The organism is Campylobacter sp. CNRCH_2015_1657, from assembly GCF_025772685.1.
Taxonomy (GTDB): Bacteria; Campylobacterota; Campylobacteria; order Campylobacterales; family Campylobacteraceae; genus Campylobacter_D; species Campylobacter_D lari_D.
In genome coordinates this window covers 20,001-34,490 of the sequence record NZ_JAKMSO010000002.1, presented here as the reverse complement: position 1 = coordinate 34,490, position 14,490 = coordinate 20,001, and the positions used below count along the sequence as shown (strand labels likewise).

19 protein-coding genes and 1 pseudogene are annotated in these 14,490 nt (G+C 27.5%); 5 read left to right on the top strand and 15 right to left on the bottom strand.

The window, feature by feature from the left end:
• Positions 1-10: 10 nt before the first annotated feature.
• From flgN to L8X27_RS01930, 8 genes are read right to left on the bottom strand one after another with little or no spacing between them, the layout of a single operon-like run.
• On the bottom strand, positions 11-445 hold the full coding sequence (gene flgN / locus L8X27_RS01965; RefSeq protein ID WP_133319375.1) for a flagellar export chaperone FlgN: 435 nt from the start codon (positions 443-445) through the stop codon (positions 11-13).
• A gap of 42 nt (positions 446-487) precedes the next feature.
• Positions 488-694 (bottom strand): flagellar biosynthesis anti-sigma factor FlgM, encoded by a 207-nt coding sequence (locus L8X27_RS01960; RefSeq protein ID WP_133319374.1) that lies wholly within the window; start codon positions 692-694, stop codon positions 488-490.
• A gap of 60 nt (positions 695-754) precedes the next feature.
• Positions 755-1,120: a rod-binding protein gene (locus L8X27_RS01955; protein WP_263670995.1), complete on the bottom strand. Its 366-nt coding sequence runs from the start codon at positions 1,118-1,120 to the stop codon at positions 755-757.
• Positions 1,120-2,166, bottom strand: coding sequence for a flagellar basal body P-ring protein FlgI (locus tag L8X27_RS01950; protein ID WP_263666252.1), 1,047 nt, complete (start codon positions 2,164-2,166; stop codon positions 1,120-1,122). The genes L8X27_RS01955 and L8X27_RS01950 overlap by 1 nt, the downstream gene beginning before the upstream one ends.
• 59 nt (positions 2,167-2,225) lie before the next feature.
• Positions 2,226-2,882: an RsmD family RNA methyltransferase gene (locus tag L8X27_RS01945; protein ID WP_133319372.1), complete on the bottom strand. Its 657-nt coding sequence runs from the start codon at positions 2,880-2,882 to the stop codon at positions 2,226-2,228.
• Positions 2,875-3,270, bottom strand: coding sequence for a hypothetical protein (locus tag L8X27_RS01940; protein ID WP_263670994.1), 396 nt, complete (start codon positions 3,268-3,270; stop codon positions 2,875-2,877). Before L8X27_RS01940 ends, L8X27_RS01945 begins: the two co-directional genes overlap by 8 nt.
• Entirely contained in the window at positions 3,254-3,958 is a 705-nt protein-coding gene (locus L8X27_RS01935) for a hypothetical protein (RefSeq protein WP_263670993.1), read from the bottom strand. The genes L8X27_RS01940 and L8X27_RS01935 overlap by 17 nt, the downstream gene beginning before the upstream one ends.
• A gap of 9 nt (positions 3,959-3,967) precedes the next feature.
• Complete coding sequence (locus L8X27_RS01930; protein ID WP_133319369.1) at positions 3,968-4,606, bottom strand: DUF5644 domain-containing protein; 639 nt, start codon at positions 4,604-4,606, stop codon at positions 3,968-3,970.
• 97 nt (positions 4,607-4,703) lie between these two features.
• Here L8X27_RS01930 and L8X27_RS01925 point away from each other — a divergent pair, with 97 nt between their 5' ends.
• From L8X27_RS01925 to fldA, 5 genes are all read left to right on the top strand, one after another.
• Positions 4,704-5,525, top strand: coding sequence for a thiamine-phosphate kinase (locus L8X27_RS01925; RefSeq protein WP_263659831.1), 822 nt, complete (start codon positions 4,704-4,706; stop codon positions 5,523-5,525).
• The gene (gene truD, locus L8X27_RS01920; protein ID WP_263671117.1) at positions 5,494-6,627 is read left to right on the top strand and encodes a tRNA pseudouridine(13) synthase TruD; all 1,134 of its coding nucleotides are present in this window, start codon (positions 5,494-5,496) and stop codon (positions 6,625-6,627) included. Before L8X27_RS01925 ends, truD begins: the two co-directional genes overlap by 32 nt.
• Before the next feature lie 86 nt (positions 6,628-6,713).
• The gene (locus L8X27_RS01915) at positions 6,714-7,031 is read left to right on the top strand and encodes a DUF2325 domain-containing protein (protein WP_039666680.1); all 318 of its coding nucleotides are present in this window, start codon (positions 6,714-6,716) and stop codon (positions 7,029-7,031) included.
• A 1-nt stretch (position 7,032) separates the two neighbouring features.
• Positions 7,033-7,725: a hypothetical protein gene (locus L8X27_RS01910; RefSeq protein ID WP_133319366.1), complete on the top strand. Its 693-nt coding sequence runs from the start codon at positions 7,033-7,035 to the stop codon at positions 7,723-7,725.
• Complete coding sequence (gene fldA, locus L8X27_RS01905; protein ID WP_133319365.1) at positions 7,726-8,217, top strand: flavodoxin FldA; 492 nt, start codon at positions 7,726-7,728, stop codon at positions 8,215-8,217. It begins immediately after the preceding gene.
• Positions 8,218-8,241: 24 nt separating this feature from the next.
• Here the strand turns inward: fldA and L8X27_RS08030 are convergent, their stop codons facing one another.
• The 7 genes and pseudogenes from L8X27_RS08030 to L8X27_RS01875 all read right to left on the bottom strand — a co-directional run bounded on the left by L8X27_RS08030 (position 8,242) and on the right by L8X27_RS01875 (position 14,487).
• The gene (locus L8X27_RS08030; RefSeq protein ID WP_393921402.1) at positions 8,242-8,766 is read right to left on the bottom strand and encodes a methyl-accepting chemotaxis protein; all 525 of its coding nucleotides are present in this window, start codon (positions 8,764-8,766) and stop codon (positions 8,242-8,244) included.
• An 801-nt stretch (positions 8,767-9,567) separates the two neighbouring features.
• Positions 9,568-10,239, bottom strand: a pseudogene (locus L8X27_RS08025) (cache domain-containing protein); the annotation flags it as partial.
• A 130-nt stretch (positions 10,240-10,369) separates the two neighbouring features.
• Positions 10,370-10,774 (bottom strand): hypothetical protein, encoded by a 405-nt coding sequence (locus L8X27_RS01895; RefSeq protein WP_263661056.1) that lies wholly within the window; start codon positions 10,772-10,774, stop codon positions 10,370-10,372.
• Entirely contained in the window at positions 10,767-11,477 is a 711-nt protein-coding gene (locus L8X27_RS01890; protein ID WP_133319362.1) for an EI24 domain-containing protein, read from the bottom strand. The genes L8X27_RS01895 and L8X27_RS01890 overlap by 8 nt, the downstream gene beginning before the upstream one ends.
• A complete protein-coding gene (locus L8X27_RS01885; RefSeq protein WP_133319361.1) occupies positions 11,474-12,166 on the bottom strand; it encodes a dUTP diphosphatase in 693 nt (230 codons plus the stop codon). The genes L8X27_RS01890 and L8X27_RS01885 overlap by 4 nt, the downstream gene beginning before the upstream one ends.
• Before the next feature lie 12 nt (positions 12,167-12,178).
• Positions 12,179-12,727, bottom strand: a complete 549-nt coding sequence (locus L8X27_RS01880; protein WP_263670991.1) for an ATP-binding protein — start codon at positions 12,725-12,727, stop codon at positions 12,179-12,181.
• A gap of 125 nt (positions 12,728-12,852) precedes the next feature.
• The gene (locus L8X27_RS01875; RefSeq protein ID WP_263670990.1) at positions 12,853-14,487 is read right to left on the bottom strand and encodes a hydrogenase small subunit; all 1,635 of its coding nucleotides are present in this window, start codon (positions 14,485-14,487) and stop codon (positions 12,853-12,855) included.
• Positions 14,488-14,490: the final 3 nt, after the last annotated feature.

The following is a 14,490-nucleotide window of genomic DNA, read 5'->3' as shown; positions in this document are numbered from 1 at the left end:
GACTTAGCCTTTAAACATTGATCTTAAATAATGAATCTGGAATTGTCTTATTATCCCCATAAGCATTATTTGTTCCATTTTGTTCAAACATTGTATTTAAAAGATTGTCGTAAAAATTTTTAATAATAAGAGCCAATTTAGCATATTCTTTATTTTTTTGATGTAAGGTGTTTAAATTTTGCTTTAAAAGAGCAAGTTTTTCTTTATCTTCATCATCTAAAAGTTCGTCTAAACCCTTATTGTTTCCTTGATTGCTAAGTTCTACTAAAGCCTTATCAAGATTTTTTTTAGCAATTTGAAAATCATTTACAAGTTTAGTTTTTTCTTCTACGCTTTTGCTAACATGTTGGTGATTAGCAGCTTGAATTTGAGCTATATCTTCTAAAGTAAGATTGATGAGTTTTTCTAAAATAGAATTTGTTTTGTCTAAGTGTTGTTTAACCATTTTTTATCCTTTCTTAGGCACTAACCCAAAAAAGGATAAAAATTATAATAAAGAATCTACTATTGCTTTTGAAGTGGCTTGCAAGTCTATTTTATACTCGCCATTCTTTATTTGTGAAGCAATAAAAGATGCCTTATTTTCTTCTACCTTTTGAGTTTCTTTTGCCTTGTTATTTTCTTTGTTTTCTGTTTTATTTATATCGCTAGTAGCAACTTGAGCCACATAGCTTTGATGTATAGGGTTTATCATTTTAAGCCTCCAGTTCTATTGAAAAACTCTAAGAACCATATCGACACTTAAAAAAATAACTTAACGCCTTTCTTTTAAATAATCAAATAATAATTTTGAAAAACCTAAACCACCACTTAATGCTTTACTCATAGTATCATTATACATAGATGAATAAATTTCATCACTTGCATCTTTTCCAAATAAAGAATTTTCTTGTTTTAAAGAAATATCCAAAACACTTTTGATTAAGAAAGCTTCAAAAGCATCGGTTTGTTCTTTTAAAGCTTTATCTTCATCATTTAATGCTTGTATATGAGTTAAATCATTTTTAAAAGCACTATCTGCATAGTTTTTAGCAGCCTTATAGCTATTATTATACTTGGTAATGTTTTCATAAAGCTCACTGCTGTAATTTTTACTCGCTAAATAATTATCAACTCTCATCATATCACCTCTAATTCAGCACTGATTGCACCAGCTCTTTTTAGATTTTGCATAATAGCTATGATATCATTTGGTGCTGCTCCAAGTTTATTTAACATTCTAGCTATGTTTGCTACTGTTGTTTTATTGTTTGTGATTTTTAAAGTATTAGATACAGGGTCTAAAATACCACCATCTTTCATATCGATTTCATTTTGTCCTAAAGCTACGGTATTGTTTGGATCAATTTTTATAGTAATATCTTTATGAGTAATTAATATAGGTTCAACTTCTATATTTACTCCCGCAACGATAGTTCCTGTTCTTTCATCAATGATTACTTTGCTCTCTGGGGTATAAGCTATATCTTGTTCTAATACTCTTGCCATAAATTCAACATGAGAAAATTCTTCAGGTTTTGTTAATTTTATAGTTCTAGAATCTAAAGCTTTTGCTATATCTGCGTCAAAAATAGTATTTAAAACTCTTTCTATATTATTAGCTGTTTTAAAATCTGCTTCTTTTAAGCTTAAAATCAAATCTTCACTTTGACTAAAGTTTTGTGGAATTTCTCTTTCTACCACAGCGCCATTAATAACATTTGCTGAGGTTGAGTGTGTTCCTGCTGCACCCGGTCTTGGGCTAAGTCCACCTATAGCTAAAGAACCTTGAGCTACTGCATAAATTTCTCCATCAACTCCTTTTAGAGCCGTCATAAGTAAGGTTCCACCTTGTAAAGATTTTGCATCACCTAAAGAAGCTACACTTACATCAAGTTTATCTCCGCTTCTTGCAAAAGCAGGAAGTTTTGCTGTTACCATTACTGCTGCTGTATTTTTTGATTTTATATCGCCTGGGCTAACTTTTACATTCATACCTTGAAGCATATTTGAAATAGATTGTAGAGTAAATTCACTACTTGTACCATCTCCACTTCCATTTAAACCAACAACCAAACCATATCCTATAAGTTGGTTATCTCTAACACCCACTACATTGGTAAGTTCTTTGATAGTAGCTGCAAAAATGCTTAGATTTAATACCAAGCAAAATAATAATATTCTCATCGATTCTTCCTTTAATCTATGCTATTTTCATAAAAATTAAAGCAAAAAAAGTTCCAAATTTATATAAAGGAGTAAAAACTTAGAGTAGTTGAGCCAAATTTTTTTTCTTTAGTTTTTTCATAATCTTGTATTTTAGTTGGAGTTTTAAAAGTGCTGTGGTGTTCAATGATAATGATTTTTACATTTGAATTTTGTATATTTTCTATCAATTTTAAAGTTTTTTCATAAATATCAAAAAAACCTTCTCTAATATCAAATGGAGGATCAAGATATAAAATAATATCTTCTTTGGAATTTTGAATAATTTGAGGAGTTTTTTTAAAAGTATCATCATTAAAACAAAGAGTATTTTGATCAACACCAGAAGCGTTTTTTAAAGCTATTTCATAAGCCTTTTTATCTTTTTCTATGGCATAACTTTTTAAACAACCATTGCTTCTTGCTTCTAATGCCATTAAAGCACTTCCTCCAAAGGCCTCTATAAAAACCTTATCTTGCAAAGAAAAACGCAAAACATTAAAAACACATGATTTTACTATGCTTTTAGTGCTTCTTGTGGTATCTAGGCTAGGAAGTAAAATTTTTTTACCCTTATAAATTCCACTTTCTATGGTGGTGTAAATTTTTTGAGCTTGTTTTTTTGAGCTTGTTTTTTTATCCTCTTTGTAATTTTTTAAAAAATCTCTTACGCTTTGATATTCTTGTGTTTTATGCATTATTACTTTCTTCTTTGATAAGATTTTTTAACTCTGTTTTATAAAGATCAAATATTGCATCGATTTTTTCATGACTTTCTTGGCGTAGTTGTTCTAAAATGGCTTCACATTTTTGATTCATAATTTTTTTCTCACGCATTGCTATTTTATAGGCAATATTTTGCAAGCTTACATTGAAATCATTTAAAGCACATAGCAACTCTTCTATGTTAAAAGGGTGAGTTAAGAAATTTGATTTTTTGTTGATGATAAATTGTGGCTTTTGTGTGTTGATTTTTTCATCACAGACTAAAAAATCACAATCTTTTTTTAAAACTAAAAAATCTTTTAAAGCAATTTCTAAAGTTTTTTCTAAAATTAAATCCTTGCATTCAAGAGCGATTTTCATTGACTAAACTCACTTTTAATTTGTGTTTTTTTAAAGTGTATGGTACTATACCTAGAGCTAAATTTGCAAGCTCTGCGAAACTTAAAATATAAAAATCTTCAAAATTTCTATTTGAAATTGCTTGTAATTCTTTAGAACACTTATCAAACATATAAAAAGAATAAAAATCTTCTACAACTAAAAAATCACAACCACTATCATAAGCATCTAAAATGATTGCTGTTGCACTTTTATAAGCTAATCGCGCATTTAAACTTAAGAACCCATAGCCACAACTCTTATATTTTCTTTCAAAATCAATTATATTTGCTTTAAGAATCTTAGCAAGTTCTAAAGAGCAATTAGCATGGGAAAATCCTTGATATACACCTATGTTAAATTTATCAAAAAAATATTTAATGTGTTCTGTTTTTAAGTATTTTAAAAAAAACTCTGGAGCGTATTTAATCTTATCGATTTTACTCATAATTTCATAAGAGCTATATTCGCAAGCTAAGATATTATTCTCATCCATCATTCTAGAATATTCATCTAAAATATCTTTAGGATCATAGTCAATAATAAAATAATTTTTACCCAAAGGTTTTTCGCATAATGTGCTTTCAACACCGACTGTATCTAAGACATTTTTGATAATATCAAAATAACAAAATAAATCATTATTGCTATTGGTATAAATTTTATACATTTTAATTCCTTAAAAAATACTTCTTGCAAGACCTGATTTTACAAGCATAACTTTTAATTCTTTGATGTAAGATTCATAGTCAAGCTCATTAGATGAAATAAAATTTTTGAATTTAGTATGATAATAAATTCCTTTTTCTTCATCTGCTATCAATTTTAAAAATTGTGGAGTTTTTTCTGGATATTTAAGTAGCATTTTATAGGCAAATATAAAGAAACTATCTCCTAGATATTCAGGTAGAAATTCTCTTACTTCGCTTGTATAATATAAAAAGTCATATTGCTTGTAAAGCTCTATATCATGTATGTCAATAAGTCCTTTAAAAAGCTCAAGTTTTTCTAAAAAATCACTCTTATCCATGATCAAGTCTTTAATAGCTCTTTTAGTATCGAGTGGTTCTATGATGAGTTCTTTTCCAAATCTTTCAATAATATTACTTAAATCTCTTCTTTGTCTAATGGTAACTTGATTAACTTTAATACAACTTTCTGGATTTTCTTCAAAATCAAAATATATATCATCTTTTTTAATCTGACTTAAAATATCATAAACACTTTTAAAATTTTTACTATCATAAACATATGGTTTATAATAAGCTAAATAATCACTATCTTTATCAAAACGAAAAATTCTTAAAGTTATTTGCATTTTTTATCCTTGGTATTATTTTTGATTATATACATTTTAAACTTATAAAAATTTGATTATTATATAAAATTAAAAGCTTTTTGTATAAAATATTCACATGGATAAAGAAAAATTTATTATAAATGCTTTTGCAAATTCTATCAACGGAGATGATGGAGCAATCATCGATGGATATTGTTATTCTAAAGATTTATTTTGTGAGGATGTGCATTTTAAACGCTCTTGGATGAGTTTAGAGCAAATTGGCGCAAAAGCTATGCTCGTTAATATTTCTGATGCAATTGCTATGAATGCTACACCAAAATACGCTCTTTTAGGGCTTTCTTTACCAAAATGTTTAGAAATGAAACAAGTTAAATCTTTGCAAAAAGGCTTGCTAGATAGCGCAAAAGAATTTGGGGTGCAAATTATAGGCGGAGATACTATAGCAGATAGGAAAATTAATATTAGTATAACTATTATTTCTAAAGTGAATAAAAGGGCTATTTTTAGAAAAGGTTTAAAAAAGGGAGATTTGCTTGCTTTTAGTGGGAAGTTAGGTGAGAGTTTAAAAGGTTTAAATATACTATTTCGCGGTGGAAAATTACATTCTAAACATCGTTTTATAAAACCAAATTTAAGGCAGAAATTTTTTTATGATATAGCAAAAAAAGTCAGAGTAAGTATGGATATTTCAGATGGTTTAAATAAGGATCTATCGAGAATGCTCTTTATAAATCAACTTGGTATAAAATTTCTTAAAAAATTAGATAAATTTAGCTTAAATAGTGCAGAAGAGTATGAAATTTTATTTGCTTTTGATAAAAAACATAAAGTATTTATACAAAATATGGCTAAAAAACATAGAATTAAACTAAATATTTTTGCAAAAACAACAACAGGAAGGTATAAATTTTATGGAAGAGAACATCATTTTTAAGCCCTTATATACTTTAAAACACAGCCCGATAAATGTGTATTTTTCAAAAAATAGTAATGATTTTGTAGTAAGAGAAAAGCCTTTGTATGAATTTAGTGGTAAAGGTGAACATCTTATTTTACATATACAAAAAAAAGATCTAAGCACCAGTGAAGCTTTGAGAATTTTAAGTGAGCAAAGCGGTGTTAAAATGAGAGATTTTGGTTATAGTGGTTTAAAAGATAAACAAGGCTTAACTTTTCAATATATTTCTATGCCTAAAAAATTTGAAGAGGGCTTAAAAAATTTTAAACATGATAAGATGAAAATTTTAGAAAGTTTTTATCATGATAATAAACTTAGAATAGGGCATTTAAAAGGAAATTCATTTTTTATAAGATTAAAAAAAGTTTCAAAAGTAGATGCTTTAAAAATAGAACAAGCTTTCAAAAATATCCAAGAACAAGGTTTTGCTAATTATTTTGGATATCAGCGTTTTGGTAAATTTCAAGATAATTTTTTACAAGGACTAGAAATTTTAAAAGGTAAAAAAATCAAAAATAAAAAAATACAAGAATTTTTAATTTCTGCCTTTCAAAGCGAACTTTTTAACAGATATTTGAGTAAAAGGGTGGAATTATCACATTTTATCAATGATTTTAGTGAAAAAGAAATAAAACAAATTTATGATTTAGATAAAGATGAAATCAAAAGTTTAAAAAATCAAAAGCAGTTTTTTAAGCTTTTAAAAGGTGAAGTTTTAGGGCATTATCCTTTTGGTAAATGCTTTGTATGTGAAGATTTGCCAAGTGAAGTAGAAAGATTTAATCAAAAAGATATTAGTTCTATGGGGCTTTTAATAGGCTCTAAAGTTTATGAAACAAATGAAGGTCTAGCTAAAAAATTAGAAGATGAGATTTTTTCTTTTGCATATGAGTTTAAAGATAAAATGCAAGGTTCAAGACGCTTTATGTGGTCTTATTTGCAAGATTGTAAAAGTTATTATGATGAAGAAAAAGCTCATTTTACTTTAGAATTTTTCTTGCAAAAAGGTTCATATGCTACAGTGGTTTTAGAAGAGATTTTACACGCAGATATTTTTGATCAAACCTATAATACATAATTTTAAAAATTGATATTGAGTATCAGTTAAAATTTATCTTTTATAAATTATAATAACAATTATCATTTTTATAAAAGGAAAGCTCAATGTCAGTTTTGGTTATAGGTGCAGATGAAATTACTCCAATTAAGGCAGTTTTGACAAATTTAGGCGCAAAAAGTATAGAGCATTGGGATGCTAGAAATGAAAATAGGGTAAATAGAAAACCTATTCCACAAAATACTGAATGCATAGTTATGCTTACTAGTTTTTTAAATCACAACACCATGAAAAAAATTAAAACAGAGGCAAAAAAACGCAATATACCTTTGGTTTGCGCTAAACGCAGTGTGAGTTGTGTATATTGTGAATATTGTAAGGTTTTTGGTCTTGATCAAACTTATGAATGTACAAAGAAGGCATAACATGTTTGGTTTTAATAACAAAGAGGATTTGGTACCTAAAATATTTAGAGATTTAGAACAAGAAAATATTAATTTTATTTTTTTGAATTTGTATAATTCTTTGGTGGAAAATGATCTAAAAATACCTTATATTTATGCAAAAAAAGCTACTAGTTTAAGAAATATTTTTGAGTTAAAAATCCAAAATATGATCACAGAAAGGGTTTTGAAATTTAGTAAAATAAAACAATTTTGTCCATATTCTCATAAAATCATCAAAGCATATAAAGAAGGAAATTTAAATAAATTACAGCTTGAAGCAAAGATGCCAAAATATGCTTTAGCTAGATTAATACAAAATGTTTTTATGTCATCAAATTTTATCTTAGATCCACAGGTGGCTTTTGAGTCTTTTGTGTATGATAAAATTTGTAAAAGCAATGTAAAGGCTAGGGTAGATATTCAAGAAAATATCATTATTATCAATGATAAAATGGCTATTATGCCTTCTTTTTTTGAAGATAATAAAAAGGATATAAATTTAGCTTTGCAAATTATCAAAAAAAATGTTTTTGAAATATTTTATATTGTGTATCCAAGAAATAAAAATTTTACTCAACATAAAGAAATAAGACATAATTTATGTGAAAATAACAAAACTTTGCTAAAATTAGTTCCCTATACTATTAATAATCAAATTTTAAGGAGATGTTAAATGTCAGTAGCAGTAATTTATGGTAGCTCTATGGGAAATACCGAAGGTGCGGCAAATATGATCGCTCAAAAATTAGGAATTTCAGATGTGTTAAATATTGCAGATATTAATGCAGAAAAAATCAATTCTTATGATAAATTAATCTGCGGAACTTCTACTTGGGGAAGTGGAGATTTTCAAGATGATTGGGATAGTTTTGATTTTTCAGCTTTAAATCTTAGTGGAAAAACCGTTGCAGTTTTTGGTATGGGAGATAGTGAAAGCTACTCAGATACATATTGTAGTGCTATGGGAAAACTTGCTCAGGCTTTAAAAGCAGCAGGTGCAAATTTAGTAGGTTCAGTTTCTACAGGTGGTTATACTTTTGAATCAAGTGATGCGGTAGAAGGAGATAAATTTGTAGGGCTTGCATTAGATAATGATAACCATGAGGATTTAACCGAAAGTAGAATTGATGCTTGGTTAGAACAAATTAAACCTTCTTTTTCTTAAATCTAGATGCCAAAAAGGCATCTTTTAAAATTTTCTTTTTTTTGTTTCACTTAATATATCTTGTGCTAAAGAATCTACTTCATTTGCAATAGCATTTGTATGTATTGCTGTTTGAGAATTTTGTTGTGTAAGTTTTTCTATAGTAGCCACTGACTCATTAATTTGGCTAATATCATTAGCTTCTTCCTTTATAGCTTCGCCCATATCATTTATAGACTGGGCTAAGATATTAGTATTAGCTTCAATCTCACCTAAAGACTTTTGAGTTCTTTCTGCTAAGTTTCTAACTTCATCAGCAACAACAGCAAAGCCACGACCATGTTCTCCTGCACGAGCTGCTTCAATAGCAGCATTTAATGCAAGTAGATTAATTTGATCAGCAATATCTGAAATCATAGTGGTAACACTTTTAATATCATTACTTTGTTTAACTACATCTTGTGCTTTGATAGAAATTTCACTCATAGTTGAATTCATTTGCTCTAAAGCTCTTGCACTTTCTTGTAATGATGAGGTTTGATGTGTGGCATCATTTGTAAGTTCATGCATACTTTGTTTGAGTGCTTCGGCTTTTTGATTTAATAACTCACCTTGGTTTAGTGATTTTGAAAGCATGTTTTTGATTTCATTCCCAAGGGCATTGATTGCTTTTTCAACATCGCCTTTTGGGGTATTAATAGCTGCAGTAAAATCCAATTGTTTATAACTATCAAATACCGCTTGAATTTCGTTTAAATTATTACCAATTTTTTGTTGTAAAGTATCAAGCATTTTATTTAAAACATCTATGAGTTCTTGAATTTGTGGATTGTTAGCATGAGAGCTAATGTGTAAATTAAGCTCACCTGTTTCTATTTTTCTAGCAACATTTACAGATTCTTCAATAGCTTTTGCATCTTTACTTAAAGCCTCTTTGATAATATTAATATTTTCATTAATCTCATCAGCCATTTTTCCAAATTCATCTTGAGTTTTTAGTTTAATAGGGTGTGAATGAATGTCTTTATGATTTAAATAGTTAAAGAAATTATGCAAGCCTGAAGATATAATAGCAATTGGCTTAAGATTATAAGAAATGATTATTCTAATAAAAATCAAAGTAATAAAAATAGCAATTAAGGAAATAATAATTTGTTCCATCAATGTTTGTTTAGCTGTATCACTGTAAAAATCATAATCAGCTATAGAGCAAATAGTATATTTTGGATTGATACTACCATTACAAATTAAAGCTTTGATCCCTTCTTCTTTAGTTTGAATTTTGAAAATATCCCTAGAAAGACTTTTGTTTGCACCTTCAGTTGTTTTAAAATAATTTGAAATAATATCTTTACTAATATTAGTTGAGGTTAAGATTTTGGAAGAATCGGTATGAAAAAGATAAGTTCCATCATCAGCTAAAACAGCAGCATGTGAATAAGGTGTTTTACCTATAGCCAAAACTTCTTCTGAGAATTTTTTCAAATCATAATCAGCAGCAACTACACCTATAACTTTTCCATTGTCTATAATAGGACTAGCATAAGAAATGGTTGGTTTTTGCATGCTAGATGATATGTAAGGATCTGTGACAATTAACTCTCTTTTTTCCTTGGCTTCTTTATACCATCCTCTAGATCTAGGATCATAACCACTTTCTGGAGTTTGATTATTGCCATTTGATCTAAATATAGTTCCATCTTCAAAACCCACATAGGTTAAATCAAAACCCAAAGAATTTCCTATAGAATTTAATAAACTAGTATATTGTGTTGAATTTAGATTATTTTTATTTTCTTTGATGTATTTTGTTAAAGAATTGATCACATTGCGTCTATCGCTTGCGTATAAATCAAATCTTTTGCTCACATCAAAAGCAACCTTTTGTTGAAACTGAACTAACAGTGTATGGCTATTGGATTTAGATTTAACATAATTAAAAAAACCTAAAATACATAGCAAAACTACAACAAAAATACAAACTAAGAAAGCTATTTTGTTGGAAAAATTACCTAGTAGGTATTTCTTAATAGAAGAGAGCATTTTTTCTCCTTGATAAAGTCAATATTTGACTTTATGATTATGATGGTTTGTATGATTTTATTAAAAAAATATTTAAAAAATTATAAAAAAATTAATTTTTATTAAAAAATATTATATTTTTAGGATATTTTTAAATAAAAAATTCTAATTTTTTAGAAAGTAGAATTTTATTATCGGTATATTTTGCCCATTGTATATTTAGAGCAAAAATACAAGCTTTTGCAAGTTTTGCAAAGGGAAATTTTTCATAATATATTTTTTCTTGTTCTGCGGTAGCTTTTCTAAAAATAGCTTTAATTTGCACTCCTTTAATAAGATTGATAATATTTGTATCTAGTGCTATATTAACTCCTACTTTTGGATTTTTATAAGAAAGCTGAATGTGTTTAGTATGTTCTTCGCTAGCAAAAATCAATGCAAGATTTTTATCATCAAAAGCATAATAGCAACTTGCGCAATATATTTCATCATTATCTTGCACGCTCAAGGTTAAGAGTTTTTGAGAATGAATGAATTTTTTAATTCTCTCATCCATTATTTTTAGCTTCTAAATTTAAGATCTTTTGGTAACTTAAATGAGTTAAAAAAATTACATAAAATACTTGTAAAAATAGTCCAAGTAAAGGAATGCTTGATAAAATAAAAAATATTAAAGTACTTATTTTAAAGTTCAAAGGTGAAGAGTTCTTATAAAAATTATTAAAAGAATTTTTATCCAAGACATTGCTTAATACATCTAAGAGTAAAAGTTTATGAAATAAATAATAAAAAACTCCATAATAAATCACAATACTTATAAAAGGTATGATTAGTAAAAAAGTAGCGATTATAAATAATACGCAAAAAGTCAATATAAATTTAAATGTTTTGAGTAAAACTTCTAAAGAATTTACTTCTTTTTGTATGAAATAGTTGTAGTATTTTTGATTTATTTTTTTTACTATATAAGGCGTTAAAAAAGAAATAATTAGCATGGATAAAAATACTGAGGCAAAAACTACTATGAAAAATCCACCTATGGCACTCAAAAATGTAAGTGAAAATTGTACTATGGAAAAGCTAAAAAACCAAGCCATGAAAGTTCCGCTAATGACATCTTCAATATAAGAAAAAAAGATATCATAGGTGTAGAATACAAGCAAGGCTAAAATAATCAAACTAACAAAAAAAGGCAAAAAAGAAAATTTTAAAAAAGGTTTACTAAAAAAATTTTGCAAGCTTAGATATAAAATATTCATTTTAATTCATCGTAATAATTTTGAAGTTTTTTGTAAATTTCTTTATAATCTAAGGTTTCTTTTAAAATTTGATTTAAAACTTCATTATCTTCTACACCATTCCATGTTTTTTTATATGTGCCTTCTTTATAGCCATTTTCTTGTCTGAATTGATTTAAAATATTTTTTCCAATATATGTTTTGTAAAGTTTAAAGAAATTTAAGCCACATTTTCTAGCTAGAATAAAATAGACACTTAAAAGCTCACCTAAATCATAATCAAATCCACTGCATTTATGGATAATAAGCTCAATATCATTTAAAATTCCATAAATATCTGCTTCATTTGGATTAGAAGTTTCTTTGCAAAAATCATCAAAAAAACTTACAGAAGAAACTTCTTCTGCTATGAAATTTTTATCATTAATTTGTTTTTCTTTGTATTCTTCTAAAATTAAACTCAAGATAAAATGCCATATATCTACTATTTCAATACATACATTATCCCAGTTTGCAGGAGTGTGTATACTTTTCCAATGCTTCCAAGCAAAAGAATCAATAAGTTCAGCACACTCCATATAAATGCATCTTCTAAAGCTAATTAATTTACCTTCTTTGGTATAGCCATTTTCCCATCCTATACCATTAGTATCATCATTTAATTTTTGCTGGAGTTCTAGCATGCTTTTTAAAATATCTTTTACTTGCATTTATTTTCCTTCTTAAGCGTAAAATCCAAATTCTTTATTATTTTCTTCTTCTTTTTTCTTTTCTTGATTGTTATATTGCTTCCAAATTTCTTCTAATAATTTAGCACTATCTTGGAAAATCTGTTTTTTAATATCTTCAAGATCAGTTTTTGTCATTTCTTTATTTATACTTTTATCCATAATATTAAATAACTCATGCAAGGTTGCTTTTTTGTGCTCTTCATTTTTTGGTATAGGCAGAGCATCGCCAATTTTCATCGCAGTGGTGATAAGCTCTTTTGGCTTTAAGGTTCCTACTCTTGAGTTTTTCATAAATTCATCAATTTGAGGCTGTACTTTGGCTACTGCTTCTTTAATTTCTTCAATTTCTTCTTGCGAAAGTTTTGTGCCACTATATGAAAACGAAAAACCAAATTGATTTCTTAAACTCAAAGATGCTGAATTTCCATCTTTATCTAATTTTGCTTCTTTTTTATCGTACATAGAAAAAGAAAGATGATTGCCGTTTTTTGTTTTTATATCCATAGAAAAATTTTGAGAGTTGTAGCTAGAAATTTGCATAATGTTCCTTTCAAATCAAGATAAAGTTATATCGTCAAAATAACTAAATCTTAAATAAATTTGCAAAGTTTTTAAGCTTTGCAAATTTCAAATACTAGGGAGATAAATATTTTATCATTAAGTCTTTAAACACTCGTTAAATCCCAAAATAATTTTAGTATTTTTTCATTATTTGAGTGTATTAAAATTTGTTTTTTGTTATGTATATTTTTACATGCTTTTAAAGCCTGTTTTAAATTTTCTTTTAAAGAAAAAATCAATCCAAAAGCAATAGCTTCTTTATCTAAACCACCTAAAATATAAATCAAAGGCATACGCATTGACTTAGAAACATCAAGCTTTGCTTGTTCATTAATGGTAGTTTTAAAATCAAATTTGCTAGGATGTTTGAACTTATAAGCTAAAGCAAGATCTAAAAACTCATCTAAATGGCTTAATTTTTTTCCGCTAATAAAAGGATATATAAAATAAAATAAATCTAAGATATTATTGCTAATTTTGCTTTCATCATCATAATTTTCTTGTATAAAATTATAATATGTTTTAAATTGCTCTTGGTAATTTTGCACTAAAGTCATAGCCATTTTAGTTTTTGCAAAATTATTTAAAAAAACTTTAGGATTAGCTTCAAAACTAAAGTCTAAAAAATTAATCTTTGTGTCATTTTGATAAAAAATTCCACTAGTATCACTTTCTAAATCTAACAAAATATTATCTGAATTAAGCTCATTGTTAGAACTATTATGGACTATTTTATTATCCAATATAATAGAAAAATTATTATAAGCAAATTCATTGCTCATAGGTTTTTCATAAAAACCAAAATCATCCCAAAAATTCTCTTCACTACAGGCAATACAGCCATGTCCTGCAGCTACTGGCCAAGAGGTTTTGGAATTAAATTTAACCTTAGGGCAATTATTATAAGCATAAGGTCCTTTACAACCTACTTTAAAAAGACAATAACCTTGTTTTATATTTTCATCGTTAAAACTTTGAGCAAAATTGCCTGCTTCAAATTTAGCTTTTCTTTCACATAAATCATGCAAACATTTACCATAAAAAGCCAAAGGTCTATTTTGTTCATCTAAAGCCATGTCTTGTTCAAATAATATATAAAAGCAAAGCGCTGCGATGATATTTACATCACTTGGAGGACAACCTGGTATATTGATTACTTTTTTTTCCAAGACTTTGGAAATTCCTATGCTTTTGGTAGGGTTTGGATGTGCAGCTTGAATTCCTCCATAGCTTGAGCAAGTTCCCATAGCAAAGATTGTTTTAGCATTTTTGGCACATTTTTGTAAAATTTCATATCCATTTTCACCATGTGCTCCTATAGTTAGATAAAAAGGATCTATAGCACAAACCCCACCTTCAACGGCCAAAAGAAAATCTTTTTTTTCTAAAACTTCCTCTAAATGCGATTCTGCTTGGTGTCCGCTTGCACTCATAAAGGTTTCATGATATTCTAAAGAAATGAAATCAAAAATCAGATCTAAAAAGTCAGGCAATGAAGTTCTAAGCAAACTCTCACTACACCCTGTGCATTCACTTAAATGAAGCCATATGAGACTAGGTGGGGTGTGAAGTTGAAAATATCTATGTGCTAAGGGGCCAAAATCATTTGGCAAACCTAAAATTTTAATGATGGAATTTACGGCTTCTAATGAGATATTTTTCTCTTCTTTGTGCGAGTTTTCTAATAGAGCGATTTTATGCTCTAATATGCTTTTTAATTCTTCATTGCTTAAAGACATTTT

Excerpts from the sequence above, each read along its gene's own strand:
- flgN (WP_133319375.1), bottom strand. The coding sequence starts at position 445 with ATGGTTAAACAACACTTAGACAAAACAAATTCTATTTTAGAAAAACTC.
- L8X27_RS01960 (WP_133319374.1), bottom strand. The coding sequence starts at position 694 with ATGATAAACCCTATACATCAAAGCTATGTGGCTCAAGTTGCTACTAGC.
- L8X27_RS01955 (WP_263670995.1), bottom strand. The coding sequence starts at position 1,120 with ATGAGAGTTGATAATTATTTAGCGAGTAAAAATTACAGCAGTGAGCTT.
- L8X27_RS01950 (WP_263666252.1), bottom strand. The coding sequence starts at position 2,166 with ATGAGAATATTATTATTTTGCTTGGTATTAAATCTAAGCATTTTTGCA.
- L8X27_RS01945 (WP_133319372.1), bottom strand. The coding sequence starts at position 2,882 with ATGCATAAAACACAAGAATATCAAAGCGTAAGAGATTTTTTAAAAAAT.
- L8X27_RS01940 (WP_263670994.1), bottom strand. The coding sequence starts at position 3,270 with ATGAAAATCGCTCTTGAATGCAAGGATTTAATTTTAGAAAAAACTTTA.
- L8X27_RS01935 (WP_263670993.1), bottom strand. The coding sequence starts at position 3,958 with ATGTATAAAATTTATACCAATAGCAATAATGATTTATTTTGTTATTTT.
- L8X27_RS01930 (WP_133319369.1), bottom strand. The coding sequence starts at position 4,606 with ATGCAAATAACTTTAAGAATTTTTCGTTTTGATAAAGATAGTGATTAT.
- L8X27_RS01925 (WP_263659831.1), top strand. The coding sequence starts at position 4,704 with ATGGATAAAGAAAAATTTATTATAAATGCTTTTGCAAATTCTATCAAC.
- L8X27_RS01915 (WP_039666680.1), top strand. The coding sequence starts at position 6,714 with ATGTCAGTTTTGGTTATAGGTGCAGATGAAATTACTCCAATTAAGGCA.
- L8X27_RS01910 (WP_133319366.1), top strand. The coding sequence starts at position 7,033 with ATGTTTGGTTTTAATAACAAAGAGGATTTGGTACCTAAAATATTTAGA.
- fldA (WP_133319365.1), top strand. The coding sequence starts at position 7,726 with ATGTCAGTAGCAGTAATTTATGGTAGCTCTATGGGAAATACCGAAGGT.
- L8X27_RS08030 (WP_393921402.1), bottom strand. The coding sequence starts at position 8,766 with ATGCATGAACTTACAAATGATGCCACACATCAAACCTCATCATTACAA.
- L8X27_RS01895 (WP_263661056.1), bottom strand. The coding sequence starts at position 10,774 with ATGGATGAGAGAATTAAAAAATTCATTCATTCTCAAAAACTCTTAACC.
- L8X27_RS01890 (WP_133319362.1), bottom strand. The coding sequence starts at position 11,477 with ATGAATATTTTATATCTAAGCTTGCAAAATTTTTTTAGTAAACCTTTT.
- L8X27_RS01885 (WP_133319361.1), bottom strand. The coding sequence starts at position 12,166 with ATGCAAGTAAAAGATATTTTAAAAAGCATGCTAGAACTCCAGCAAAAA.
- L8X27_RS01880 (WP_263670991.1), bottom strand. The coding sequence starts at position 12,727 with ATGCAAATTTCTAGCTACAACTCTCAAAATTTTTCTATGGATATAAAA.
- L8X27_RS01875 (WP_263670990.1), bottom strand. The coding sequence starts at position 14,487 with ATGTCTTTAAGCAATGAAGAATTAAAAAGCATATTAGAGCATAAAATC.